Origin of the sequence: Nocardiopsis sp. Huas11, assembly GCF_003634495.1 — a bacterium.
Lineage (GTDB): Bacteria > Actinomycetota > Actinomycetes > Streptosporangiales > Streptosporangiaceae > Nocardiopsis.
Window position 1 is genome coordinate 7308269 of the sequence record NZ_RBKY01000001.1, and the last position, 24425, is coordinate 7332693.

At 73.1% G+C, this 24425-nt stretch carries 22 protein-coding genes and 1 pseudogene; 10 read left to right on the plus strand and 13 right to left on the minus strand.

Features of this window, described 5'->3' with window-relative positions:
- The 3 genes from DFP74_RS32605 to DFP74_RS32615 form a co-directional block, all read right to left on the minus strand.
- Nucleotides 1-4002, minus strand: coding sequence for a TcpE family conjugal transfer membrane protein (locus DFP74_RS32605; protein WP_121187833.1), 4002 nt, complete (start codon nt 4000-4002; stop codon nt 1-3).
- 18 nt (nt 4003-4020) lie between these two features.
- Entirely contained in the window at nt 4021-4344 is a 324-nt protein-coding gene (locus DFP74_RS32610; RefSeq protein ID WP_121187835.1) for a hypothetical protein, read from the minus strand.
- A gap of 73 nt (nt 4345-4417) precedes the next feature.
- A complete protein-coding gene (locus tag DFP74_RS32615) occupies nt 4418-5365 on the minus strand; it encodes a conjugal transfer protein (protein WP_121187837.1) in 948 nt (315 codons plus the stop codon).
- Nucleotides 5366-5853: 488 nt separating this feature from the next.
- Between DFP74_RS32615 and DFP74_RS32620 the strand changes: the two genes are divergently transcribed.
- A complete protein-coding gene (locus DFP74_RS32620; RefSeq protein ID WP_121187839.1) occupies nt 5854-6573 on the plus strand; it encodes a DsbA family oxidoreductase in 720 nt (239 codons plus the stop codon).
- Between the two features lie 134 nt (nt 6574-6707).
- On the opposite strand, the gene DFP74_RS32625 is transcribed toward DFP74_RS32620, so the two are convergent.
- Nucleotides 6708-7289 (minus strand): hypothetical protein, encoded by a 582-nt coding sequence (locus DFP74_RS32625; RefSeq protein ID WP_199725843.1) that lies wholly within the window; start codon nt 7287-7289, stop codon nt 6708-6710.
- Nucleotides 7290-7494: 205 nt separating this feature from the next.
- On the opposite strand from DFP74_RS32625, the gene DFP74_RS32630 reads away from it, so the two are divergent.
- Complete coding sequence (locus tag DFP74_RS32630) at nt 7495-8169, plus strand: hypothetical protein (protein WP_233571268.1); 675 nt, start codon at nt 7495-7497, stop codon at nt 8167-8169.
- A 107-nt stretch (nt 8170-8276) separates the two neighbouring features.
- On the opposite strand, the gene DFP74_RS32635 is transcribed toward DFP74_RS32630, so the two are convergent.
- Nucleotides 8277-9821 (minus strand): MFS transporter, encoded by a 1545-nt coding sequence (locus DFP74_RS32635; protein WP_121187845.1) that lies wholly within the window; start codon nt 9819-9821, stop codon nt 8277-8279.
- A gap of 101 nt (nt 9822-9922) precedes the next feature.
- Here DFP74_RS32635 and DFP74_RS32640 point away from each other — a divergent pair, with 101 nt between their 5' ends.
- From DFP74_RS32640 to DFP74_RS32655, 4 genes are all read left to right on the plus strand, one after another.
- Nucleotides 9923-10780, plus strand: coding sequence for a helix-turn-helix transcriptional regulator (locus DFP74_RS32640; RefSeq protein ID WP_121187847.1), 858 nt, complete (start codon nt 9923-9925; stop codon nt 10778-10780).
- A gap of 85 nt (nt 10781-10865) precedes the next feature.
- Nucleotides 10866-11300: a VOC family protein gene (locus DFP74_RS32645; RefSeq protein ID WP_121187849.1), complete on the plus strand. Its 435-nt coding sequence runs from the start codon at nt 10866-10868 to the stop codon at nt 11298-11300.
- Nucleotides 11301-11392: 92 nt separating this feature from the next.
- Nucleotides 11393-11890: a helix-turn-helix domain-containing protein gene (locus DFP74_RS32650; RefSeq protein ID WP_121187850.1), complete on the plus strand. Its 498-nt coding sequence runs from the start codon at nt 11393-11395 to the stop codon at nt 11888-11890.
- A 2-nt stretch (nt 11891-11892) separates the two neighbouring features.
- Nucleotides 11893-12393, plus strand: coding sequence for a nuclear transport factor 2 family protein (locus DFP74_RS32655; protein ID WP_121187851.1), 501 nt, complete (start codon nt 11893-11895; stop codon nt 12391-12393).
- 62 nt (nt 12394-12455) lie between these two features.
- On the opposite strand, the gene DFP74_RS32660 is transcribed toward DFP74_RS32655, so the two are convergent.
- Entirely contained in the window at nt 12456-13112 is a 657-nt protein-coding gene (locus tag DFP74_RS32660) for a hypothetical protein (protein ID WP_121187852.1), read from the minus strand.
- Between DFP74_RS32660 and DFP74_RS35015 the strand changes: the two genes are divergently transcribed.
- Nucleotides 13111-13242 carry a hypothetical protein gene (locus tag DFP74_RS35015; RefSeq protein ID WP_255499686.1) on the plus strand — a complete coding sequence of 44 codons (132 nt, stop codon included), beginning with the start codon at nt 13111-13113 and terminating at the stop codon, nt 13240-13242. The genes DFP74_RS32660 and DFP74_RS35015 overlap by 2 nt on opposite strands.
- Here DFP74_RS35015 and DFP74_RS32665 read toward each other — a convergent pair.
- Together DFP74_RS32665 and ychF are read right to left on the minus strand one after the other, a co-directional pair.
- Nucleotides 13230-13430 carry a hypothetical protein gene (locus DFP74_RS32665; RefSeq protein ID WP_121187853.1) on the minus strand — a complete coding sequence of 67 codons (201 nt, stop codon included), beginning with the start codon at nt 13428-13430 and terminating at the stop codon, nt 13230-13232. The two genes, DFP74_RS35015 and DFP74_RS32665, sit on opposite strands and share 13 nt — an antisense overlap.
- Nucleotides 13431-13448: 18 nt before the next feature.
- A complete protein-coding gene (gene ychF / locus DFP74_RS32670; RefSeq protein WP_121187854.1) occupies nt 13449-14534 on the minus strand; it encodes a redox-regulated ATPase YchF in 1086 nt (361 codons plus the stop codon).
- Nucleotides 14535-14893: 359 nt separating this feature from the next.
- On the opposite strand from ychF, the gene DFP74_RS32675 reads away from it, so the two are divergent.
- Nucleotides 14894-15865, plus strand: coding sequence for an FkbM family methyltransferase (locus tag DFP74_RS32675; protein WP_121187855.1), 972 nt, complete (start codon nt 14894-14896; stop codon nt 15863-15865).
- A 154-nt stretch (nt 15866-16019) separates the two neighbouring features.
- Here DFP74_RS32675 and DFP74_RS32680 read toward each other — a convergent pair whose 3' ends face one another.
- From DFP74_RS32680 to DFP74_RS32690, 3 genes are all read right to left on the minus strand, one after another.
- Complete coding sequence (locus tag DFP74_RS32680; protein WP_121187856.1) at nt 16020-17096, minus strand: 5'/3'-nucleotidase SurE; 1077 nt, start codon at nt 17094-17096, stop codon at nt 16020-16022.
- A gap of 30 nt (nt 17097-17126) precedes the next feature.
- Nucleotides 17127-17822 carry an alpha/beta fold hydrolase gene (locus tag DFP74_RS32685; protein WP_121187857.1) on the minus strand — a complete coding sequence of 232 codons (696 nt, stop codon included), beginning with the start codon at nt 17820-17822 and terminating at the stop codon, nt 17127-17129.
- 95 nt (nt 17823-17917) lie between these two features.
- The gene (locus DFP74_RS32690) at nt 17918-19213 is read right to left on the minus strand and encodes an MFS transporter (protein WP_121187858.1); all 1296 of its coding nucleotides are present in this window, start codon (nt 19211-19213) and stop codon (nt 17918-17920) included.
- Nucleotides 19214-19384: 171 nt separating this feature from the next.
- Between DFP74_RS32690 and DFP74_RS32695 the strand changes: the two genes are divergently transcribed.
- The gene (locus DFP74_RS32695; RefSeq protein WP_121187859.1) at nt 19385-20398 is read left to right on the plus strand and encodes a LacI family DNA-binding transcriptional regulator; all 1014 of its coding nucleotides are present in this window, start codon (nt 19385-19387) and stop codon (nt 20396-20398) included.
- A 64-nt stretch (nt 20399-20462) separates the two neighbouring features.
- Here the strand turns inward: DFP74_RS32695 and DFP74_RS32700 are convergent, their stop codons facing one another.
- Together DFP74_RS32700 and DFP74_RS35290 are read right to left on the minus strand one after the other, a co-directional pair.
- Complete coding sequence (locus DFP74_RS32700; protein ID WP_370013533.1) at nt 20463-22400, minus strand: glycoside hydrolase family 3 C-terminal domain-containing protein; 1938 nt, start codon at nt 22398-22400, stop codon at nt 20463-20465.
- Nucleotides 22401-22491: 91 nt separating this feature from the next.
- Nucleotides 22492-23151: pseudogene (locus DFP74_RS35290) on the minus strand (glycoside hydrolase family 3 N-terminal domain-containing protein); the annotation flags it as partial.
- On the opposite strand from DFP74_RS35290, the gene DFP74_RS32705 reads away from it, so the two are divergent.
- Nucleotides 23105-24409, plus strand: coding sequence for a DNA recombination protein RmuC (locus DFP74_RS32705; RefSeq protein ID WP_121187860.1), 1305 nt, complete (start codon nt 23105-23107; stop codon nt 24407-24409). The pseudogene DFP74_RS35290 and the gene DFP74_RS32705 overlap by 47 nt on opposite strands.
- The last annotated feature ends 16 nt before the right edge of the window (nt 24410-24425 follow it).

The following is a 24425-nucleotide window of genomic DNA, read 5'->3' on the forward strand; positions in this document are numbered from 1 at the left end:
CTATCTGGAGCCCGTGAGCACACTGACCAGAACCCTGCCCAGAGCGCCGTGGGCGCGCTTGGTGGCGGGCCGCAGCGCACCGACGTCGATCTTGGTGTAGGACGACCCGAGGTGGTCGTCCCACGGGATCCGCACGATGGCGCGGCACCGCCCGCGCGCCACCCGTTCGGCGGCGTCCACGTCGCCCAGGCTGCGCTTGCTCACGCCGTTGACGACGAGCACGGAGTTGGCCCGCAGGGCGCCGTAGCCGTTGCCGTCCAGCCAGTCGAAGGTCATGGACACGGCCCGCTCGGCGTCGGCGCTGGCCGGGGCGACCAGCACGAGGCCGTCCGCGCCCGGCAGGGAGCGGGCCACGCCCGTGGCCGCCGGGTCGAGCAGGGTCACCGAGTAGAACCCGCCCAGGAGCCGGGTGAGCTGGGTGTAGTCGCGCTCGTCCAGGGTCTGGACGTAGGGGTCGTCGAGGGTCTGGACGACCTCCAGCCCGGTCCCGGCGCGGCTGGCGTAGGCGCGCATGTGCGCGTAGTCCTCGACCGAGTCCGCGTTGGCGAGCAGGGCGGTGAGGGTCTCGGGGCTCTGCGCGCCGACCCGGCGGGAGAGCCCGTTGGGCCCCGGGTTGACGTCCACGGCCACGATGCGGTCGTCGCGGTGGGCGGCCAGGGTGTGGCCGATCATCAGCGTGGTCACGGTCTGCCCGGCGCCGCCGGTGCAGCCGAGGACGACGAGCCCGCACGGGGAGTCCAGCGGGGTGCGCAGCCGCTCGATGTCGCTGGCGGGCAGGTCCGAGCGCACGGGGGCGGCGCCGCCGGTGACGACCTTGGCCAGTCGCCGCCAGCCGCGTGTGCCGCCGGAGTCGGAGGAGGGTTCCTCGCGCTCGACCCGCTCCGGGTCGGGCCGGTGGGTGGGCACCCCGTTGGGGGTGTCGCCGAGCCGGTCCTGTTCGCCGGTGCCGTGGTCGAGCTCCAGCGCGGGCTTGGACTCGTCCTGGCCCGGCGGCGCGGGCTCCTCCCCCGGTGCCGGCTGGCCGAAGAGCTGGCCGAGCCGGCGGGCGTTCTGGGCCACGCGGTGGAAGACGCCGTCGTGCGGATCGTGCTCGACGGAGGTGTGCGGGGCGTCCTCGGCCGGGGCCTCCGTTCGCGTGGCCGTCTTCCCGCCCTCCGCGGCCGGCGCGGCCGGCGCGGCCGGCGCTTCCGTTCGGGTGTCCTCGTTCCCGTTCTCCGGGGCCGCCGCGGTGCTCCGCTCGTCCCCGCGGGTCGTGGCCATGCTGGGGTTGGCCCGCGGGTCGCGGACCCCGGGGCCCTCGGCGGCGGCCGCGCGGCGGCGGGCCAGCGCGGCGGCCTCCGCGGCCGCCAGGTCCTCGGCCGTGCGGCGCGCGGTGACGCCCGTGTCCTCCTCCGTCCGGCCGTCGGCGGACCGCTCGGCGGTCGCTCCCTCGTCCGTGTCACGCGGGCGGTGCCCGGCGGCGCGTGCGGGCTCCTCGACGGTCCAGCTGCCGGCGAACGCGGGCGCGTCGGTCGTCCGGCGCTCGGCGGCCGGCGTGGGCTGCTCGGTACCGGCGGCGGGGGCCTCGGCGGGTCGCTCCGTGGACGCGCCCTCCACCGAGCCCGGCGTGCGGCGCGGGACGGCGCGCGCGGGCTCGTCGCGCACCTCCACGAAGCTGACGAGTTCGCCCGTGCCGTGGTCGAGCTGCGTCGGCGGCTTGGCCTCGCCGGTGCCCGCCTCCGGCTCCTTCGTCTCCTCCGGCGCCCGGGTCTCCTCCGCCTCGGCTGCCCCGGCGGTCTCGGCTGCTTCAGCGGCCTCTGCGGCCTCGCGGAGTTCGCCGGCCGGGATCACCGGGTTGTCGCGGTCGCCCACCTTGGGCTGGTCGGGGTGGCGCTTCTTGCCGTCGTCGAACCACTCACCCGGGTCCGTGGCCTCGACGTCGCGCTCCTGGGCCGGGACGACGTCGGCGAACGTGGGACGGGGCGGCGCCGGGGTGTCGGCCTTGATCAGGTGCTGGTCGAGCACCGACATGTGCTCGTCCCACTCGGGACCGCGCTCCTGGGCGCCCTCGTTCGGCTGCGGCGGCAGGGCGGCCTGTTCGCCGGTGCCGTGGTCGATCTCCAGCGCGGGCTTGGCCGACGGCCGCGGCGTGGCCGTGTCCGTGTCGGCGGGTGCCTCGCCGGGGGCCGCCTCGTCGGTGCCGGTCGGGGTCCGCGCGTCGCCGAGCGTGGTCGCCGGGCCGTCCTGGACGGCGGGCTCGCCGGCGTCGGCCGTCCCGGCGTCGTCGGCCGGGGCCTCGGTCCGGCTCCGCGCGACCTCCTCGGTCGCTTCGGTCGCTTCGGACTCCTCGGCCCCATCGGCCTCTTCGACCGAGGGCTCCGGGGCGGGCGTCGCGGCGGCCGGGGGCAGCCAGGGCGCCGCGGCGGGCTCGGGCGCGGCGGGACGGCCCGTGGCGGCCGCGAAGCGGGCCGCGTAGTCGAACAGGTCGGCCTGACCGTCCGGCTCGGCGGACCCGCGCCGAACCACACCTCCGCGCTCCAGTTCCCAGGGCGCGGCGTGCGGCCGTCCCCGGCGACGGGGCGGCTCCGGCTTGTCGCCCTCCTCGCGGGCGGGCAGTCCCTGCCCCTGGCCCTGGGGGCGCGGCGGTGTCTGCGGGGCGGGCTCCCTGGCCTGGTCGGAGCGGCGCTCCTCCAGGTCCCGGGTCACCTGAATCCCCTGGGCGCGGCCGCGCAGCCGTCGGGCGGCCGGCGACTCGTCGTCGGCGCTCTCGGGCGCGGCCATGACCTCCTCGGCGCGCCGGCGGTCGTGGTCGGTCTCCGCCACCGCGTCGGCGAGGTCCTCCCGGCTCATCGCACCGGTGTCACCGACGGAGTAGGCGCTCTTGGAGGTCAGTCCGACCGGGGTCTCGCCCGAGGAGGCGCGCAGCCGGGCGAACCAGTCCTGGCTCTCGGTCCGCTCCTCGTCCTCGGTGGCGTGCACGGCCTCCTGGTCGAAGTCCGTGAAGTCCTCCTCCTCGGCGGCGCCATCGCCGCCGCCGGAGCCGGTCGCCTCGCCCGGAGCCTCCGGGGGCGCGGCACCGAGGCCGAAGCCGAAGTAGTTGAGGACACGTCGGCCCATGCCGGGGCGCCGCACGGCGTCGTCGTCGCGGACCCCGTCCTCCAGGTCGTGGACGGGTTCCTCGGCCCGACCCGCCACGGCGTCGTCGCCACGGCGTCCGCTCAGGGCGGCGGCCGCCACCGGTACGCGCTCTCGCTCTGGTTCGCGCGCGCGCTCGCGCTCGCGCGCACGCGCGGGACGGCGCTCGGGCTCGACGGCCCGCCGCGGCCGGGGCTCGGGTTCCGGCTCGGGCTGGGGCTCGTCGACCGGTTCCGGCCGTGTGGAGACCGCGAAGGGCTCCGACCGCTCCAGTGGAGCAGAGGCCCGCGCGAGCTCCTCCGCCTCGACGGGCTCGATCCGCTCGGCGGCCTCGATCCGCTCGGTGTCCTCGGCCGGGGCGGCCGCGGCCTCCGCCGCGGACACGGGGAGCCCGACGAGCGGAGGCGCCGCCTCCGGGCGGGCCACGGCGTCCTCCACCGCGGCCTGCTCGGGCTCGACCGCCGCACGCTCCACGCGGCGGCGTCCCACGACGGGCAGGGGCCCGGCCTCCGGGTCCCGGTGCCACACGCGCACCGACACCCGGACCTCGGCCGGCTCGTACTCGGGGGCCAACCGGGTGTACACCCGCGCCTCCGTGAGGAAGCGGGCCTGGGAGATCAGGAGCTCGGTCAGGCGCTTGCCCTCGATCACCGGCCGGGTGGCCAGCACCGTGATGACGCCGGGCGGCACGACCCACATCACCAGGTGCCAGCCGTTACCGAACGCGAAGGGGGCGTTGAGGATGCTGAGCAGGATCACCCACAGCGCGAACACGCCGAGGGCGACCCCGAACGTGCCCACCGGAAGCGGCATGGGCAGCCGGAAATCGTAGAGCTTGTACAGCCGCTTCTCGATACGCCAGATGTTGGTGTACGTGGGCAGATCCACGGTCCCGGCCTCCCTCGCCTATTCCGCCGTTACGCCCATCGCTCGGGCGAGCGCCACCGCGATGACCTCGATGATGCCGGGGACGTAGAAGACGATCCCGATGAAGATCGCCAGGATGATGAACTGCGCGAAGCGCGTGATCTCCCTCGTGAACAGGAAGAACACCGCGACGATCGACACGATGACCAGGAAGAGGGGACCGAAGAAGCCTCGCAGGAAGTCGGCGAGGCCCCCGGTGTCGGGGGCTTCCGTGGAGGGGTTCGCCTCCGCGGCGAGGATGAGGAGGTGGTCGCCACCCGAGGAGGTGAAGACGTCCGATGCTGAAGACAGGAGGGGGAGCATGTCAGGTCCCGCCCTCCCCCGTCGTCTCGGTGGTACTCATGGTTTCTCTCGTCCTCCTTGCCTACTGGCCCCGTCAGTCGCCGAACGAGTGCGGGGCACCCTGGATGTCACGTACGCGCCACTCACTGCCGGAGTTCACGACCGTGACGAGGTAGCTCTGCCTGAGCCGGCCGACCTCGGCTCCGTCGGAGTCCAGGACCGACCACAGCGCCGTCAGCGCCACCTGTCGTACGTCATCATCCCCGGTCGCCGTCTGGGATGGCACGACGACGTCGGACAGTTCGACGATGCTCAGACTGTTCTCGGGCAGGGGCGTGATCGCCGCGCCCCGCTCCACGTACTGCTCCAGGTGCTCGGGCCCCTCCGCGTAGGCGTCGAAGAAGCCGTTGAGCACGCCCTGGAGTGCCTCGGCCGCCTGGGCGTCCTCGTCGACGGACGCCGGCTGGGGCAGGGAGGCGCGGGTCGGCGCGGCCAGGAGCGCGGGCGGACCCGACACGGCCAGCGCCTCGCCGTCGGCGTAGACGGGCACCTCCAGGCTCATCGCGCCGCCGTTGACGTCACCGCGTACGACGACGACCGCGTTGTTGTCGTCGGCCACGTCGATCGAGGTGACGGTGAGGTTCTCCCCGGTGAGGCTGTCGGCGCCGGCGTCGAGCGCGGCGGCCTCGCCCTCGGGCACGTAGGCGGCCAGCGCCTCCAGGCGCGCCTCGGGGTCCTCGGTGTCGAGGTAGGTGTCGGCGAAGCGCAGCGCGAAGGCCGCCGCCGCGGTCTCGGGAAACGCGGCCGTCTCGGTCTCCTGGGGTTCCTCGGACGGAGCCGGCAGGGCGAGCCCGCCGCGGAGGGGGAACCAGATGCCGTTGAAGATGACGACGATGATGAACGCCCACAGGACGGCGCGTCCCACGCCGACCCACCAGCGTCCGCCCGCACCGGCCCGTGGCCGACGGGCGCGCGGCGCACCGAGCTCCGCGTCGTCCTCCAGGTCACGCGCGGCGGTGCCGCGCCGTGACGCCTTCGCCATCCCCGCCTCCTGCACACAGGTCCGTGCCGCCCGATCCGGACGGCGTATCCGCCATGCCTTGTCTACCCCATCCCTATAGTGAGGCATTGTGCGGGTTGGGAGCGGACATGGCGGCTCCGCGTTTCCCCGTCAAGGGCACATTGCACGCACCAACCAAACACCCCAAAAGGTGCACAATACGGCAATAAGCCACCGAACTCACCACCGAACTGCCCTAGAGAACCCCATTTCGGATGGGCCGGAAAGGGATTAGTTACCTGGCAGAGAGCAAGATGTCCCCTTCGCGCCAGCCGCGCCGCCCAGTCCGACCCCGGACCGGCCGCCGAAGCACCGCACGGCGAGACGAGGGTCACTCCCCTGCGTAAGCGACAGCTGTCGCTTAATCCGGAATGCCCGAAATCGGACGGGTGTTGAGGAGCTCAGCGGAGAGAACCTCCACGGCGGGGCCGCACGCTCCCGCCCGAGCACAGCCACAAGGAAGTCGCCCCATGCGCGTCGAGATCTGGACCGACATCAACTGCCCCTGGTGCTACGTCGGGAAGGCCCGTTTCGACAAGGCCCTCGCCGGTTTCGAGCACCGCGACGCGGTCGAGGTCGTGCACCGCTCCTACGAGCTGGACCCCTCGCGCCCCCACGGCGTGACCGAGCCGGTGCTGCCGATGCTCGCCAAGAAGTACGGCCTCTCCGAAGCGCAGGCCCTGCAGGCCGAGGAGCGCATCGCGGCCAACGCCGCCGACGAGGGCCTGGAGTACCGCACGGCCGGCCGCGACGTCGGCAACAGCTTCGACATGCACCGCCTCCTGCACTTCGCCCGTGAGCACGGCCGCCAGCACGAGCTGATCGACCTGCTCTACCGGGCCAACTTCGCCGAGGAGCGCTCCGCCTTCGACGGCGTCGAGCGCCTCGTCGACCTGGCCGCCGAGGCGGGGCTGGACGCCGACGCCGCGCGCGCGGTGCTGGAGGACCCCGAGCGCTACGCCGCCGACGTCCGCGCCGACGAGCAGGAGGGCGCCCGGCTCGGCGCCTCCGGAGTCCCCTTCTTCGTCCTGGACCGTGCCTACGGGGTCTCCGGCGCCCAGCCGGTCGAGGCCTTCGGCCAGGCCCTGGAGCAGGCGTGGGCGAACCACGCTCCGCTGACGACGGTCGGCGCGGCGCAGGACGGCGAGGCCTGCGGCCCCGACGGGTGCGCGCTGCCGAGCGACGGCTGATCGCGGACCGCGCCGGCCGGACGACGCACCGGCCGGGCGCGGTCAGGTCCGCCAGGGCGGGCGCGGTCAGGTCCACCAGGGCGGGCGCGGTCAGGTCCACCAGGGCGGGCCGCTACCGGTCACACCCGCCGCCCTCACACCCGCCAGGGCAGGCCGCTCTCGGCCACGAACAGCGCCGCCGAGACCGCGGCGAAGCCCAGCAGCACCACGCCCATCACCGGCCCCACGTAGCGGCTCGTGGTGACCTCGCTCCGCCGCAGCCGCGGCACCAGCAGGGCCAAAGCGATCCCCTGGACCACCCCGACCGCGGCGATCGACACGTCGTCGAGCAGCACGGCCAGCGGCAGGAAGTGCGAGGCGACGATCACGGCCACCCACCAGGCCATCCAGCGACCGTTCCCGGAGCGGGCGAAGAGCAGGCACCCGAGGCCGGCGGCGATCACCTCCACGCCGACGAGAACGCCGAACCAGTGGTACCGGCCGTCGAGCGCGGACTCCCCGGACCAGCTCAGGGCCGTGGCGACACCGAACAGGCCCGCCAGGGCGATGCCCAGGACCGAGGCGACCCCCAGCCGCCACCGCCACGGGCCGGGCGGATCCTCCTGGCCCCAGCCGAACCACACCATGGACATCAGGCCGAACCAGGCAACGGTGAACGCATGGTCCCGCACGTACTCGGTGAGCACGAACCACCTCCCCAGGGAGTATCGCGACACCGCGCCTCCCGGTTCACAGTGGGGTGCGCCCGCCCCTGACGCCCCGGCCCGCGCCGTCCCGGGTCCGCGGTCGAGGTGACCGACGAGCCTGGGCCGGCCGCCTCCGCAGGCCGCCCGGACCGCCCCCTCTGGCCGTGGTGACCTCCGCAGTCCTACAGTGGCGGAGCATCGACCAGGACAGAACGTCGGCGGAAGAGGTGGGCCCGTGCAGCGCGGAGTGGGAAAGAGGCATCCGGCGCGTCGGATGGCGCGCGGGTTCGGTTACAGCGCGTTGGCGGGCCTGGCGCTCCTCGTGCTGTCCATACCGATCGGCCTGCTGATGAACTTCGTCGAGGACGGCCACGAGAGCCCCGTGTTCGTGGTGCCGCTCATCCTGGGCGTCTTCCTGACCATCGTGGGCTGGATCATGTGGGGTTCGTGGTCGGCGACGCTGGACCGGTACTCCGAACCGCTCGGCACGACCGCGAAGCTCACCCTGGCCGCCACCGCCGCGATCGTCCTGGGTGTGCTGTGCTTCCTGCTGGCCGCGGCCCCCCTTGCCGTGTACACCGACACCGATCCCCCGGACGACCTGCTTCCAGTCGCCATCGTCCTCTGCGGCCTGGGGATCCTCCTCGTGGCGGGAACCCTCGTTGGATCGGCCGTCTACGGCGGGATCGCGCTGGGCGGTCCGCGCTGGTGGTGGGTGGGCGTGCTCCTGTCCGGCGGCCTGATCGGGGCCGCCACGGGGCTGGCCCTCGGGCAGGTGGCACTCACCGTGCTGTGCGTGGCCGCGCTCGTCGTGTCCTGCTTCGGCTATCGCTGGGCGCTGGTCTCCGGCCTCAGGCAGCGCAGGCCGGACGCGGTGGAGGCGGAGGGGTGGCGCTCGGGGAGCGGCTGACCGCGGGCCGTCTCAGGGCCACGGCGTTCGCTCCCGACCACGCCGGCCCCAGGGTCTCCGCATCCAGGCTGAACCTTCCTCATCCGTGCCCGAAGCCAGGTCGGAGCTCAGGGGCGGGACACCGCCGCACGAGGTGGCGCGACCCGTCCGGGAAGGGCGAGGGCGAGCAGGGCGAACGCGATGGCGAACACGGCCTGGACGAGCATGCAGACCGCGAGGGCCGTCACGTACACCTGCCCGAGTGGCGCGGCCGGGCCGGCCATCGCGGTGCCCAGAAGCCCCCCGGCGACCGCCACTCCGAGCCCCATGGCGGCCTGCTGTGTGGTCTGGACGACCCCGGAGGCCGCTCCCGCCGACGAAGGCGGAACGTCGGCGATCATCGCGCCGACGAGCGGCCCGAACATGAGCGCCTGGCCGACCCCGACGCCGACCAGCAGAGCACCCAGCGTCCACTCGCTCATACCCGGGCTCCGCAGGAGGACCGATGCCGCGGTCGTCGCCAGCATCGCTGCCTGAACGAACCCGCCGACCGTCAGCAGCCGGCGGAACCCGAAGCGGGGCGCCAGCCTGCCCGACCAGATCGACACGACGAGGAAGCACAGCGTGAACGGCAGCAGCACGAGGGCGGCTCTCATCGGGGACCAGCCCTGGCCTGTCTGCGTGGAGAGTGCGAAGAGGAAGGTGAACGCACCGAAGGAGGACTGGAGCAGGAGGGCCATGACGAGGCCGAGTCCGTACGACTTCAGGCGCAGGAGCGGCGGAGGAACGAGCGGGACCAGCTCACGGCGGTGCAGTCGGAGCTGCCGCGTCCAGAACGCCGCGAACGCCAGGGGGCTGACGGCCAGCAGCGCCCAGCACCACCCGGGCCAGCCGAGCGCACCCCCCTGGGACAGGGGGATCATCAGCGCGAGCAGCGAACCCCCCAGCAACGCGGTACCGATCAGGTCCAGCGAACGAGCGCCCGGTGCGTCGGTCCTGGGCATCCACCGCAGAGCGGCGAGGAACGCGGCGACGCCCATGCCGACGCTCATCGCGAAGACCGTACGCCAGGGAGCGCCGAACAGGGGGACCGACAGCAGGACCCCGCCGAGGACCTGTCCCACCGCGGTCGCCCCGCCCGCGGTCGCCCCGAACCATGCCACCGCCCGGGCGCGTTCGCGTCCACGCGTGGACGCCGTGATGGTCGCGAGCACCTGGGGCACCATCGCCGCCGCCGACACGCCGGTGAGCGCGCGAGCGGCGATCAGCACGGTGATGGTCGGCGCGAGCGTCGCCAGCAGCGAGAACGCGGTGAATCCGGCCATGCCGTACAGGAAGAGCCGTCGTCTGCCGTACAGGTCGCCCAGACGTCCGCCGACGACCATCGGCGCGGCGAAGCCCAGGGAGTAGGTCGACACCACCAGCGACTGCTGGGACGCCGAGGCCTGCAGCGAGGTGCCGATGCTCGGGAGGGCGATGCCCGCCGCGGCGAAGCTCACCACCGACAGGAGCAGGGCGGACAGCGCGGTCAGGAGGCCGGCCAGGCCCAGCGTCCCAGGTGACCTTCCTTCGATGGTCTGCGACGGGGCCTGCGCGCCGGCGCTGCGGTTCTCGTGGTCCCCCTGGTGCCGCGGGGACGGGGTCTCTGTCTGCGAACTCGATTCTCTGGTCACGCCCCGACCCTGGCAGGATCCTCATCCTGGTACCAGGAGCCTGTTGATGGGGGTACCGAGCGAACCTGGCCACCGTTCGGGAGGTGGGGCATAGTCGGACCATGACAGGTTCACGGACCCCCGAGATCAGGCGCGAGCTCGGCGGCTTCCTGCGCACCAGGCGCGAGCGGCTCACCCCGGACCGGGTGGGCCTTCCCTCCACCGGACGCCGACGCACGCCCGGCCTGCGACGTGAGGAGGTCGCGGTCCTCGCCGGTGTGGGCGTCACCTGGTACACGTGGCTCGAGCAGGGCCGACCGATCAACGTCAGCGCCCAGGTCCTGACCGCCGTCGGCAGGGCCCTTCGCCTGGACGACACCGAGAAGCGCCATCTCGAACGCCTCGCCGGTGTGCGCACCGAGGTGGCCGCGCCGCCGGCTCTCGACGCGTCGCTGCTGGCGGCGTACCGACCGGTGTTGGACAAACTCGATCCCTACCCCGCGTGCCTCCAGACCAGCGCGTTCGACGTGGTGGCCTACAACCGCTCCTACCGGTTCCTGTTCACCGACGTGGACCGGATACCGCCCGCCGAGCGGAACTGTGCGCTGCAGTTCTTCACCAACGCCGACTGGCGCAGCCGCTATGTCGACGACGGCGTCGTCGCCACGCGGATGGTCGCGCAGCTGCGCGCGGTCGCCGGCACCGAGGCGGGCCACACCGCGGCCACGACGATCAGAGAGCTGCGGCGACGGTCGGAGGAGTTCTCCCGGTTGTGGGACCGCCACGACGTCCTGCCCCAGCACCTCGAGACCAAGCGCCTGAACAGCCCGTCGATCGGCTTGCTGCAGCTCAACTTCGTCTCGGCGAACCTGGCGGAGACCGGTCACCGGATGACCGTGATGACACCGGCCGACGAGACCACCTCGCAGCGGCTCCTGCGACTGTCGGAGGCGAATACCGACCCCCTGACGCGCGGGTGAGGGCGTCGACCGCGGCCGCCCGACCCGCGGCTCACCGCGCGCGCCCGCGCGGGCCGTCGGGCGCCGATCCGCGTAGGCTCTCGCCATGACCGTGAAGATGGACAACGTCGGCATCGTCGTCGAGGACCTCGCCGGGGCGATCGAGTTCTTCCGCGAGCTCGGACTCGAGCTCGAAGGGCGGACCGTCGTGGAGGACGAGTGGGCCGGACGCGTCACCGGTCTGGCGGACCAGCGCGTCGAGATCGCGATGGTGCGCACGCCGGACGGCCACGGCCGACTGGAGCTCTCACGCTTCATCGAGCCGTCCGTCGTCGCCGACCACCGGGACGCCCCGGTGAACGCGCTGGGCTACCTGCGTGTCATGTTCGCGGTCGACGACCTCGACGCGACCCTAGACCGGCTGAGCGGGCGCGGCGCGGAACTCGTCGACGAGGTGGTCCAGATCGGCGAGGCGTACCGGCTCTGCTACGTGCGCGGGCCCGAGGGCATCCTCATCGGACTCGCCCAGGAGCTCGGCTGATCGGCTCCCGCTCGGTGCGCCCGGCACCGGAAGCCGCTCACCCGTGCAGCCGAGGCATTGAGTTCAGAAACTGAACTCTCTATCGTGAAGGCATGTCGCGCCACCGCTTCGCCGAGTTCGCCTGCTCCCTCGCCCGATCCCTCGACGTCGTCGGCGACACCTGGACACCGCTGATCCTGCGCGACGTGTTCCTCGGCGTCGACACGTTCAACGACATCGTCCGCGACCTCGGCCTCTCCCGCGCGCTGCTGACCGACCGCCTCGCTCTCCTCGTCCGCGAAGGGGTCCTCGACGAAGTCGAGTACAGCGAGCGCCCGCGACGCGTGCGGTACACGCTGACGGAGAGCGGCCGAGAGCTCGTGCCGATCCTCGTCGCACTGACGCAGTGGGGCGACCGGTGGCGCAGCGGCGGGCAGGCCCCGGTGGAGTTCACCCATGACTGCGGCGCGCCGCTGGAGTCCGGTGTCACCTGCGACGCATGCGGCTCACGGCTCACATCCGAGTCCCTCACCCCACGGCCCGGCCCCGGCGGGCGCGCGGCCCCCGGCACCGTCGTCATCGCGGAGCGCCTGACCCGAGGAAGGACCTGACCATGGACGAGGCGCTGACGGTATGGATCCAGGCCGGCGAGCACGGGGATGCCGGGGCGGCCGGTGCGGCGCTCGCCGACGGCGCCGTGGTCGTCTCGCCCGTGACCGACCAGTTCGTGTTCCGCGGCAGGGACGAGGTCGTGGATCTCCTGCGCGACGTGTTCGAGGTCGTCACCGCGATCCGCTACGTCCGGGTCGAGCGCGTGGACTCCGGGGCCGTGCTCTTCGCCGAGACGTCGGTGGACGGCATCGCCATGAACGAAGCCCAGTTCGTCAACCTCGACGAGGACGGGCTGATCGCGAAAGTGACGCTGTTCATGCGGCCCCTGCGCGCGAGCACCCGCCTGCTGCGGCGGCTCGGGCCACGCGTGGCGCGTCGGCAGGGCAACACCGGCGCGGCCCGCACACTCGCGCTCACCGGAGCGTTCCTCGACTCCGTCGCGACGTCCGGCGACCGCACGTTCGTCCCGATGGCCGCGCCGACGAGCACCCGCCGCGGCTGAATCCGGCACGGGCCGCTCCGGGGAATCGACTCAGCGTCCACTGCCCGGCTCGAACCGTCGGTTCACGACCACCGTTCGAATGCGGCGTCCAGACGCGGGTCGGTGCGCACCCAGACTTCGCCGTCGGCCGCTCCGGCAGGGGTGTCGACTCGTTCGAGACCGAGGAAGGCGATCAGCTTGAGCGCTTCGGCCCGTTCGGCGCGGTCCTGGTCGGCATCGCACGAGTCGAAGAAGACGTGGAACCGGCCGCTCGGGTCCTCGATGCCCGAATCCGCCCAGATCCGAGCGAGTCCCTCGATCGCCGCGGCCTCGGTCGTGAGCGTGGCCGCCCGAGCCGCCCCACGGGTCTCCGGTGGGGCGTCGAGGTCGGCGCGGCCGGAGAACCACTGTCCGAAGTGGTCGAGGCCGCGATACCCGTTCTCGAAGAACAGCATCGCGCTCGGCAGGTAGCGGTTGGCCCTGCCCGCCAGGAGGTACTCGGTCCGAGGCCCGTCCGCCCCTTCGGTGCGGGCGATCACCCCTTCGCCGGGCATGAGCACCAGGCTCTGGCCCGCCGCTTCGTCCTCGATCCGGTAGGTATCGGCGTCGCGACCCCGAAAGTACGTGGAGAACTCCACGTAGGCTTCCTGCGGGTCCGCGACGACCACCTGCCGCAGCTCATCGCCGTCGCCGACCCCGAAGGTGAAATGCTTCGGGCCGGGTGCGTAGGGGCGAGCCATGCGAGTCCTCCACTCGATCGTGTTCCAACGCGACTGGGAAGCCGTCGCGACCTGCTGCGACGACTCCGAGGGCGCCACCGTCCGACCGAGGGGCCGCGCCGAGTGGATGGTGGCGGACTACGGCGCCTGATCGGCGCGCTCGACACGAAAGGCGTCCAGGATCGCGTCGGCGATCAGCTCCGGCATCTCGCCGACCGGTCGGTGCACCCCGAGTTGCGCCTCGATCTCGTCCGCGATCACAGCGGCGAGTTCATCGAAGACCGCGCGCTTGCCCATCGCGTCGTCTTCCTCCGGGCGCACCGGTTCGATCGTGGCCACGTGGCATCACTCCCGCGATTAGACGTTGAAGCGGAACTCCACCACGTCGCCGTCGGACATCACGTAGTCCTTGCCCTCGATGCGGACCTTGCCCGCGGAGCGGGCGGACTGCATGTCGCCGTGGGCCACGAGGTCGTCGTAGGAGACCACCTCGGCCTTGATGAAGCCGCGCTGGAAGTCGGTGTGGATGACCCCGGCCGCCTCGGGCGCGGTCGCGCCCTTCTTGATCGTCCAGGCGCGGGCCTCCTTGGGCCCGGCGGTCAGGTAGGTCTGCAGGCCCAGGGTGGCGAAGCCGACCCGCGCCAGCTGCGCCAGGCCCGACTCGGTCTGGCCCATGGACTCCAGGAGCTCCTGCGCCTCGTCGTCGTCGAGCTCGGCCAGCTCGGCCTCGATCTTGGCGTCCAGGAAGATCGCCTCGGCCGGAGCGACGAGCGCCTGCAGCTTGGCGCGCAGGGCCTCGTCGGCGAGCTCGTCGCTGTCGAGGTTGAACACGTAGATGAACGGCTTGACGGTGAGCAGGCTCAGCTCGCGCAGCCGGTCCAGGTCCACGCCCTCGGCGGCCGACAGCGAGACACCGCCGTCCAGCAGCTCCTGCGCCTCCTGGGCGGCCTTGAGCAGCTCCTGGGAGTCCTTGTCCTTGGCGTTGCGCTTGGCGTCCTTCTCCAGTCGCGGAAGCGCCTTCTCCAGGGTCTGCAGGTCGGCGAGGATCAGCTCGGTGTTGATCGTCTCGATGTCCCGGGAGGCGTCGACGTCGCCGTCGACGTGCGTGACGTCGGCGTCCTCGAAGGCCCGGATGACCTGGCAGATCGCGTCGCTCTCCCGGATGTTGGCCAGGAACTTGTTGCCCAGGCCCTCACCGGTGGAGGCGCCGCGCACGATGCCGGCGATGTCGACGAAGTCGACGGTGGCCGGAAGCACCTTGGCCGATGCGAAGATCTCGGCGAGCTTGGCCAGCCGGGGGTCGGGCACCCCGACCACCCCGACGTTGGGCTCGATGGTGGCGAACGGATAGTTCGCCGCCAGAGCGTCGTTCTTGGTCAGGGCGTTGAAGAGGGTGGACTTGCCGACGTTGGGCAGGCCGACGATCCCGATAGTCAGACTCACAAGGCCAGAGTCTATGCGGACCAACGGGTCGACCGGTCCGTGCAGGTCGGAAAGCGGGACCGATCGTCGAAACGCGCTGCGCAGATGACACTACTCACAGTAGGTTTGAACGACACCGCCGGAGGCCTGGGGCCGAACCCGCGGCGCCCCTGCGGGGTACCGCGCGCACCCCTGGCAGACCCGGTCGACGTACGGCCGCCGGCACGGGAGGGACGTGGCGTCGGCGCAGGCCGACCAAGTCGCGCGAGGACTGAAGCGGGGACCGGAACGCCACGGCGTCCGGCATCCCGGCGGCCCAGGGGGAGTCCGCCGCCCTCGGACCGTGCGGGCGGCAATGGTTCCTTGGGGGGAAGGCAACTGTGGTCACCGACCAACTGCGCGCACTCGTACGGCGCTACCCGCTCATCCGCTTCGCCACGCGGCGCATCCGGGTCCACCTGCCCAGACGGCTGGGCGGCCTGGACCCGGCCCGGGTACCGCCGTGGAGCCGGAGGTTCACCGTGGCACTGCCCCGGCTGGACACGGACACGCGCCGCTGCGGCCCCGACCGTCTCGCCCTGGAACTGTCCGGAGACCTCACCGTGCCCCGGCGGCTGGCCGAGTTCGGGCTCGCGCGGCACGAGCCCGACAGCCTGGCCTGCTTCCTGGCCATGCTCGACCACACCCGCCCGGGCGCCGTCCTGGACATCGGCTCGGGCATCGGGGTGTACGCGGCCCTGGCCGCCGCGCGCTCGCGCAGGCCCGTGTTCGCCTTCGAGCCGACTCCGGAGATCGCCTCGGCCGCACGGGTCGTCTCCGCCACCGCCGAACTGGGGTTCACCGTGGTCGAGCTGGCGCTGAGCAACCACAACGGCACCGCCCACCTGCGTCGCGCCGCGCACAACGACATGTGCAACCGGCTCGTGCGCTCCACGCGGACCGACCTGACCCACGTGGCGGTGGACGTGGCCACGCTGTCGCGGTGGAACGAACGCGCCTCGACGCACCCGACGGTACTGACGATCGACACGGCCGGGACCGAACCCGACGTGGTGTCCGGGGGCCTGGAGGTCCTGCGCCGGTACCGGCCGTGGATGCTGGTGAAGGTCCGCCCGGACCGGGGGGTCGAGGAGCGTCTGATGGCCCTGCTCGAACCCCTGGAGTACACCTGGTACCCGGTGAGGGGGCCCCGGCCCTACGTCGCGGTGTCGGAGATCTCGGGGCGGGCGTCACCGGCCTGGGAGCGGATGTGGATGTTCACCCCCGAGCCCGCCGCGGAACGGTTCTGGTCCTCCGTCGACGCGTGGCGCGAAGCGCTCGACCGCTGCTCCCCCGTCTCCGCGCTCTCCTGAGCCCTCCCCGGACCGGTGGACCGGCCCGGCGGGCGGTCCCGCACCCGGCGTGCGCCGGGCCCGAGGACGGGCCCGGCGCGGCGCCCGGGATACGGTCCGGCCCGCGGCGCGGAGGCGCCGCGGGCCTGGTCAGGTCGGGCCGGGCCGGACCGGGTCAGTCGCCGAGCGCGCCGACCAGCTCCGCCAGCCGCTCCACGTCCGCGGGGTCCTCACCGGAGGCGTAGGTGCGGTCGGAGGTCAGGGCGCTGACCGAGACCGCGCCGTCCCCCAGGAGCGCCGTGCTGTCGGCGTCCTCCCGGTTCTCGGGCACGCACCCCGGTGCGTCCGGTTCGCACACCCGCAGTCCGAGCTCGTAGGCGTCCTCACCGGAGAACTCCGGCACCAGGACGGTCCCCGTCCCCGCCCGCGTCCACCGGACGTCGGGGGCGGCCGCGCCCTCCGGCGAGTGGGGGAAGTTGACGTTGATCATGTAGTCGCTGGTCAACAGGTCCGCTCCGACCAGCCGGGCGACGAGGTCGGTGCTGAACTCCGCGGCCGCCGTGTAGGTCGTCGGCGCCACGGTGAAGTCCTCGTCCAGGCCGGCGCTGACCGCGATCGCGGGAACGCCCGCGGCCTGCGCCGCGAACGCGGCCCCGGCGGTGCCGGAGTTGGCGATCTGGGAGGCCACGTTCGGGCCGGAGTTGACCCCCGACAGCACCAGGTCGGGCGGACCGTCCCACCCCTCCAGCTCGGCGAGCCCGTGGTGGAGGGCGAAGGTGACGGAGTCGACCGGGGTGGCGCTGGGCGAGTCCTCCTCACAGGGCCCCTCGGCGACACAGAGCCCGTGGACCGCGCCGCCGCTCGGGGCGGCGGCGCAGTCCCCCGCGTACTCCTCGGGCAGGCCGGGGTGGGTGCCCAGGCCGAACGAGCCGCGGTGGGAGATCGCGCTGCTCATACTCGACTGGAAGCCCCAGGGGGCGAGGACCACGACGTCGGCGCCGGCCGCGCACAGCGCCGAGCGCAACTCGTACAGCCCCAGGCCGTCCGAGCCGTCCTCCTCGGCGGCGAGCATCGAGTCGTCGTTGGCCAGGAGCACGCGCAGGCCGTCGAGGGGCGCGGCGGGGAAGTCCTCCCCGGCCTCCGAGTCCTGGTCGGGGGCCGGGTCGGCGGAGGGGGCGCAGGCGGTCAGCAGGACCGCGGCCGCCAGGGCGGCCGAGGCGGACAGGCGGGGCAGGGACACGCGCAGGGACATGGTCGGACCTTTCTTGGGGGGTGGGCGGCGTCAGATCCAGCCGTCGAGCGAGGTGAGGAAGCCCGGCAGGTCGTCGCGGTGGACGCAGTGCCCGGCGCCCTGGACCACGCGGACCGTGAATCCGCGTTCGGCGAGCAGGCGTGCGCCGTCGGCGTCGACGGTGAAGCTCGGATCGGCCAGCTGGACCAGGGAGGGCACCACGGGCTCGGCCGGAATCCGGTCCTGGGCCGCGGCCTCGCCGATGACGTCGAAGAAAGCGGTGTCGAAGGCGGCGAACCCGGCCAGCTCCGCCGCGATGTCGGCGTCGCTCCAGCGCGGGTTCATGGCGCGGACGCTCTCGGCGGTGGCCTGCTCGACCATCGACCGCATGGCGCCGGTGGCGGCGGTCGTGGCCGCGCCGAACCGGAAGGCGGGGTCGGAGTACACGGCGCGGGCCGGGGCGAGCTCCTCCACGGCCAGGGACAGCGCGAGGCCGCCCATGGAGTGGCCGATCGCGAGGTCGGCGCCGGTGGGCAGCGTGTCCACCAGGTCCTGGCCCAGCGCGGCCACGGTGTACTCGCCGCGCGGGCTGCGGCCGTGGCCGCGCAGGTCCACACCGATCACGCGGTAGCCGCGGTCGACGAGGTCGGCCTGGACGGCGTGCCAGGTCCCGTGGTCGGACATGGCGCCGTGGACGAGCAGCGCGGTGCGGGGGCCGGTTCCGGCCTCGTAAGTAGTGAGTCGCATGGGAGGTCTCCTGACGAGCGGCCGGCGGGCGCACGGCCTGGGTGGTCGGTCGATCGGGGGCGGTCGGTCGGGGGCGGTCGGTCGGTCGAGGGGGGTCAGCGGACTCCGCGGACGAACACGAGGGCGAGCGCGCCCAGCAGGCCCACCGCCGAGCCCACGAGGAAGAGCGATCCGTAGCCGCCGAGGTGCAGGATGATCGCGGAGGCGATGAACGGGGCGATGATCTGCGGCCCCGCCGCGGCGATGTTGAGCACGCCCATGTCGCGCGCGGCGTCGGCGTCGTCGGGCAGGACCAGCGTGGCCAGGGCGGTGTCCACGGCCATGAAGCAGCCGAACGCGCCGCCGTTGACGATGGCGAAGACGAGCATCCCGGTCCAGGTCGGGGCGAAGTACGGGATGAGCATCGCCAGCGCGGACACGGTGCCCGAGATCAGGGCGAAGAGCCTGCGCCGGTCGAGGCGGTCCGAGAGCGGCCCGCCGATGGCGGTCACCGCGATCGTGCCCACCGCGGTGACCATGGTGAACACGGTGACGGCGGCGGCGGGCTCCATGCCCTCGGGCAGCGCGATGAAGTAGTCGAAGATGTAGAGCTGGAAACCGAGGATGAGGAAGTAGCCGAGGAAGAGCAGCGCCCGCCCGACGAAGACCAGCGCGAAGTCGCGGTGGCCCAGCGCGGACAGGAACCGTCCGAGGGCGGCCGCCGGGCCGGCGGGCGCCGTCGCGGACCGCTCGGGCACCTCGTCGCCGCGGGGGTCGTGCGTGAGCGAGGTCAGCAGGACCGCGACCGCGACGACGAGCCCGCCCAGGAGGATGTAGCCGATCGGGAGCCGGGCGGTGAACAGGGACGCCAGGCCCGTGCCCACGACGCCGGCCAGCGAGAGGGCCACGCCCATGAACGCGGCGGCCGTGCCGCGCCGGCCCAGGGGGACGCGGTCGGGGATGACGGCGGTGAGCGCCGCCTGGTGCAGGTTCATGGCGCCCTGGGCCAGGCACCAGCCGATCACGGTCATCAGCAGGGAGTCGGCGTAGCCCAGGACGAACACGAGGAGGAAGCCGGCCACCGCGCCGCCGAGGATCCACGGGTTGCGGCGCCCCCAGCGCGAGCGGGTGCGGTCGGAGAGCGCGCCGCCGATCGGGTTGAAGACGGTGCCGAAGACGGCGGCGATGCCGGACACCACTCCGAGGTTGGCGACGGCGGCCTGTTCGTCGCCGGGGGTCAGGGCCTGCACCTGCAGGGGCAGCAGGACGGCCCCGATGCCCAGGTAGAAGGCGTAGACGGCGAGGTTGCCCAGTCCCAGCATCGGCATGAGGCGGCGCATGCCGCGCCTGCCCACAGGGGCCGGGTTCTTCGTCTGCTCCGCGTCCGAGAGGGGGGAGGGGTTTTCGGACATCTGGTTCTCCCTGGTGTGAACCCACGAGATCGAGAAATGCCTGTTCAGGCTCCGGTTATGCGATTAAGCTAGGTTAAGCGTTTAACCTTGTCAATACATTGGACATCAGGAGTTCACATCGGGATCGGTCCCGGGCATCGGACTCCTCGACAGGCAGGGCAAGATAGCCGCATGACTTCGATCCGCCCCCGACCCGCGACCATCACCGACATCGCCAAACGCGCGGGAGTGTCCACCGCGACCGTGTCGTACGTGCTCAACGACGCCCCGGGCTCGCGCATCCCGGAGGGCACCAGGACCCGGGTGCGCTCCATCGCCGACGAGCTCGGGTACGTGCCGCACGCGAGCGCGCGGTCGCTGCGCAAGGGGTCCAGCGATCTGGTCCTGTACGTCCAGATGGACGTCGTCCACGGCCCCCTGGCCACGGAGTTCCACCACCACCTCACGCTGCGGCTGCGCGACATGGGGTACACGCTGCTCCAGTACGGCGGCGAGCGGCACCGGGGCGTGAAGGCGGCGCGCACGTGGGCGGCGATGCGCCCCAGTGCCGTCATCGTGGAGCACGAGCGGCTGACCCCGGCCGGGATCGAACTGCTGCACAAGGCGGACATCCAGGTGATCGCGACGGGCGTGGCCGCCGAGGCGGCCAAGGGCACCGGCGTGTCCACGCTCACCATGGACGACGTCGGCGTCGGCGCCCGCGCCGGCGAGCACCTGGTCGGACGCGGGTACCGCGATCTGGCGGCCGTGGTGCCGCGCGGCCACGTGCTCCGCCGGATCGGCGGCCTCCGGCTCCAGGGCTTCCAGGAGGCCGCGGCCCGCGCCGGCGTCGGCGCCACCGTGCGGTCCCTGGACATGGACTGGTCGCCGGAGAGCGCCGCCGAGGTCGTCCGGACGTGGCTGGACGAAGGGCTGCCGGAGGCGGTGTTCGGCTACAACGACGAGTTCAGCGGACTGCTCCTGGGGGCCATGCGGGACGCGCGGGTCCCGGTGCCCGACCGAACCGCCCTGGTGGGGGCGGACGACCTCATGCTCTGCCGGATGCTGCGGCCCCGGCTGACCAGCGTCCGCCTCGAACCCCAGAGCATCGAGGCGACCGCCCAGGAGATCGTCCGGGCGGTCACGGAGCGCACGGAGGTCCACCTGTCCCCGTGGACGCCGGTGCTGGTCCAGCGCGAGACCTGACCGCCCGCGCCGGCACGCTCCCGGGCGCGGCGCCCCGGAGGACGCCGCGCCCGCGGGTGCGCGGCTACGGGAGTTCGATGCGGGCGGTGAGGCGGGTGTCGGCGTAGGAGCGGCCGACCAGGACGTCGTAGCCGCCCGGGACGAACTCCCACTCGTCGGCGTCCTCGGCCCACCGGCGCACGGCGGAGCGGGGCACGGTCACCACCGCTTCGGCGGAGGCGCCCGCCCGCGCGTGCACGGCGGCGAATCCGGCCAGGACGCGCGCGGGCCGGTCGCCCGGTTCCCGCGGGGCCAGGTAGACCTGCACGACCTCGTTCCCCTCGCGCCCCCCGGTGTTGGTCACTCGAACCCGGATCACCGCCAACGCGTCCCCCGGGTCGTCGCCGTCGGCCAGGTCGACCTGGACGGCGTCGTAGCGCCAGCTCGTGTAGGACAGCCCGTGGCCGAAGCAGAAGGCGGGCTCCGCGCCCGCCCGCTCCCAGGCCCGGTAGCCCACGAAGACGCCCTCGGCGTAGTCGAGGGCGCCCTGCTCGGGGGCCACGCCCAGGACCGGCACGTCCTCCTCGCGGGTCGGCCAGGTGGTGGGCAGGCGGCCGGAGGGGTCGCGGCGGCCGAGCAGGACGTCGGCGAGGGCCCCGCCGAGCTCCTGGCCGCCGAACCACGTCAGGAGGACGCCGGCGACATCGTCGCGCCAGGGCATCGTCACCGGGGCGCCGGTGTTGACCACCACCACCGTGCGGTCGTTCACCTCGGCGACCCGCGCGACGAGTTCGTCCTGGCGGCCGGGCAGGGTGAGCGTGCTCCGGTCGAAGCCCTCCGACTCCACGTCGGCCGTGGTGGCGACCACGACGACGGCGACGTCCGCGCCACGGGCGGCGGCGACCGCCTCCTCGATGAGCTCGTCGTCACCGGCCATCGGGCCGCGGTGGGTCAGGGTGAAGCCGATGAACGCGAAGTCGCCCATGCCCAGGTCCTGGTGGGCCTTGGTCACCCGCACGCGGACCTTCTCGCCCTCGGTGAGCGGGACGACGGCCGTCGTGGCGGGCGGGTCGAACATGGCGGCGGCGGGGTCGTCGCCCTCGAAGTCGAGGCCGCCGTCGAAGAGCACCCGCTCGCCCACCGTGAGGCGGTACCGCCCGGCCCCGGTGACGCCGAACACGTGCTCGCCGGAGGTGGTCGGGGTGAAGTCGCCGCTGACCTCGATCCGGTCCAGTTCGGCGTTGGTGACGCCGTCGGGGAGCTCACCGATCCAGCGGGCGGTGCCGTCGGGCAGGGGCTCGGAGGCGAGCGCCCGGCCGTCGGCCGCGTAGAACGTCGCCGTCATGGGCACCTCCACGGCGGGCAGGCTCACCCGGGGGTCGGCGCCGACGGCGTAGGAGAGCTCGACACCGTCGGGCAGCGCCGCGCGCAGGCCCTCCAGGGGGGACACCGTGCGCTCGGCGAACACGCTCGCGCTGCCGCCCCCGCTCGTGCGCGCCTCGGAGGCGGCCAGGCCGATCAGCGCGATCCGGTCCACCGCGCCGGGGTCCACGGGCAGCGCGGCCTCGTTGCGCAGCAGGACGAAGGAGCGGGCGGCGACTTCGCGCGCGAGGACCCGGCCGTCCATGCCGCCGGGGCGGTCCGCCGGGGCGACCACGGGGTCGGCGCCCTCCAGCAGGCCCACCCGGGCGGCCAGGAGCAGGACGCGCCGCGCGAGGGCGTCCACGGCCTCCTCCGGGACCCGGCCGTCGCGGACCGCGTCGAGCAGGTGCTGGCCGTAGACCGTGTTGGGGCCGGGCATGGCCACGTCGAGCCCGGCCAGGCAGTCGCGGACGGTGTCGCGGGCCGCGGTCCAGTCGGAGACGAGGAACCCGTCGAAGCCCCACTCCTCGCGCAGCACGGTGTTGAGCTCGCCGTGCTCGGTCATCGTGGTGCCGTTGACCTTGTTGTAGGCGGACATCACGCCCCAGGGCCGGGCTCCGCGGACGATGCTCTCGAAGGGCGCGAGGTAGATCTCCCGCAGCGTGCGCTCGTCGCACGTCCACCGTGAAGCGGTCGGTCTCGGAGTCGTTGGCGACGAAGTGCTTGACGGTGGTGCCCACTCCGCCGTCCTGGACCCCGAGGACGTAGGCGGTGCCGATCTCGCCGGTGAGGTAGGGGTCCTCGGAGAAGGTCTCGAAGTGGCGCCCGCCCAGCGGCGAGCGGTGCATGTTGACCGCCGGGGCCAACAGGACGTGGACGCCCTTGCGGCGCGCCTCCTGGGCGAGCAGGCGGCCGACGTCGCGGACCAGGTCGCGGTCCCAGGTGGCGGCGATCGCCGTGGGGCTCGGCAGCTGGATGGAGGGGTCGTCAGGGGTCCAGCGCTCGCCGCGCACGCCCACGGGGCCGTCGGACATGACCAGTCGGCCGAGCCCGATGGCGGGGTTGGCGGCGATCGACCACATGGAGTCGCCGGAGAGCAGGCGGACCTTGCCCTCCAGGTCGAGCGCGGCCAGGGCTTCGTCGGCGCGCCGTGCGCGGTCGGCGTCGGTCGGTGCGGTCATGTCTCTCCGTTCGTCGGCAGCCTCGCTGCTGGTTTCCCTACCGATCACTCGGTGAACTCCGAGCTTAAACGAATAACCAACGCATGTGAAGCACGTCGCACCGATGTCCGTTATGGGAGGGCTTCTCCCCCGCCCTGCGTGGCGAGGGGCCCCCGGAACCCGCGAACTGACACCATGGATCGCCATGGACGGCCTCGTACTCGTACTCATGCTCCTGATCGGACTCGCCATCGGCGTGGCCGTGGGCTGGACGCTCGCGCGCGGGCGCGACGCCGAGGCCCGGGCCGACGCGCGCGCCGCCGAAGAGCGCGCGGCCTACGTCGAGGAACAGCTCGCCGACCGCTTCCGCGCCCTCTCGGCCCAGGCCCTGGACCAGACCAACCAGCGCTTCCTCGAACTCGCCGAGGGGCGGCTGCGCGCGGTCAGCGCCGCGGCCGACGGCGACCTCGACGAGCGCCGCCGCGCCGTGGAGCGCATGGTGGAACCGCTGACCGCGACGCTGAACCGCGTGGAGACCCAGCTGCGCGAGGTGGACGCCGGGCGGGCGGCGGCCCACGCCGAGCTGGCCAAGCAGGTCGAGTCCGTGCGCGAGGGCTCAGAACGGCTCCGGGACCAGACCCAGTCCCTGGTCACGGCGCTCCGGCGCCCCGAGGCACGCGGCCGGTGGGGCGAACTCCAGCTGCGCCGGGTGGCGGAGCTGGCGGGGATGAGCGCGCAGTGCGACTTCGACGAGCAGGCCGCGACCCGGGACGGCTCCCAGCGCCCCGACATGGTGGTGCGCCTGGCCGGCGGCAAGAACATCGTCGTGGACTCCAAGGTGCCGCTGGCCGCCTACCTGGACGCGGTCGAGGCGCGGGAGGAGGGCGCCGCCGAGGACCGGCTGCGCGCGCACTCGCGGCAGCTGCGCACGCACGTGGACCAGTTGGCGGCCAAGTCGTACTGGGCCGCGTTCACCCCGGCTCCGGAGTTCGTGGTGCTGTTCATCCCCGGCGAGGCCTTCCTCGCCCCCGCCCTGGAGCACGACCCGGGCCTGCTGGAGCACGCGATGGCCAAGCGGGTGCACATCGCGACCCCCACGACGCTGATCTCCCTGCTCCGCACGGCGCAGTACGCCTGGCAGCAGGAGGCGCTGAGCGAGAACGCCCGGGCGGTGTTCGACCTGGGCAAGCAGCTGCACTCCCGCCTGTCGACCCTGGGCGGCCACGTGGAGGGGCTCGGACGGGCGCTGACGCGCACGGTGAGCGCCTACAACCAGACGGTGGGATCGCTGGAGAACCGGGTACTGGTGACGGCACGGCGGTTCCACGAGATCGGCCTCGTGGACGGTGAACTGGACCGGCCCACCGGGGTGGAGGAACGGCCGCGCACGGCGGCCGCCCCTGAACTGACCGACGTGGACACGAGCTCTGTCGACGATATTCGGTGCGTGGAAAACGGGCTCAATGGATCGACCCAAAACCCCGAAGTCGAAGACGCTCACGGACGGTGACGCACCCCCGGCACGG

What these genes read in the sequence shown, in the direction of transcription:
- DFP74_RS32705 (WP_121187860.1), top strand. Translation starts at nt 23,105, where the DNA reads ATGGACGGCCTCGTACTCGTACTCATGCTCCTGATCGGACTCGCCATC.
- DFP74_RS32645 (WP_121187849.1), top strand. Translation starts at nt 10,866, where the DNA reads ATGACCGTGAAGATGGACAACGTCGGCATCGTCGTCGAGGACCTCGCC.
- DFP74_RS32640 (WP_121187847.1), top strand. Translation starts at nt 9,923, where the DNA reads ATGACAGGTTCACGGACCCCCGAGATCAGGCGCGAGCTCGGCGGCTTC.
- DFP74_RS32690 (WP_121187858.1), bottom strand. Translation starts at nt 19,213, where the DNA reads ATGTCCGAAAACCCCTCCCCCCTCTCGGACGCGGAGCAGACGAAGAAC.
- DFP74_RS35015 (WP_255499686.1), top strand. Translation starts at nt 13,111, where the DNA reads ATGCGAGTCCTCCACTCGATCGTGTTCCAACGCGACTGGGAAGCCGTC.
- DFP74_RS32685 (WP_121187857.1), bottom strand. Translation starts at nt 17,822, where the DNA reads ATGCGACTCACTACTTACGAGGCCGGAACCGGCCCCCGCACCGCGCTG.
- DFP74_RS32695 (WP_121187859.1), top strand. Translation starts at nt 19,385, where the DNA reads ATGACTTCGATCCGCCCCCGACCCGCGACCATCACCGACATCGCCAAA.
- DFP74_RS32615 (WP_121187837.1), bottom strand. Translation starts at nt 5,365, where the DNA reads ATGGCGAAGGCGTCACGGCGCGGCACCGCCGCGCGTGACCTGGAGGAC.
- DFP74_RS32650 (WP_121187850.1), top strand. Translation starts at nt 11,393, where the DNA reads ATGTCGCGCCACCGCTTCGCCGAGTTCGCCTGCTCCCTCGCCCGATCC.
- DFP74_RS32655 (WP_121187851.1), top strand. Translation starts at nt 11,893, where the DNA reads ATGGACGAGGCGCTGACGGTATGGATCCAGGCCGGCGAGCACGGGGAT.
- DFP74_RS32660 (WP_121187852.1), bottom strand. Translation starts at nt 13,112, where the DNA reads ATGGCTCGCCCCTACGCACCCGGCCCGAAGCATTTCACCTTCGGGGTC.
- DFP74_RS32620 (WP_121187839.1), top strand. Translation starts at nt 5,854, where the DNA reads ATGCGCGTCGAGATCTGGACCGACATCAACTGCCCCTGGTGCTACGTC.
- DFP74_RS32610 (WP_121187835.1), bottom strand. Translation starts at nt 4,344, where the DNA reads ATGCTCCCCCTCCTGTCTTCAGCATCGGACGTCTTCACCTCCTCGGGT.
- DFP74_RS32680 (WP_121187856.1), bottom strand. Translation starts at nt 17,096, where the DNA reads ATGTCCCTGCGCGTGTCCCTGCCCCGCCTGTCCGCCTCGGCCGCCCTG.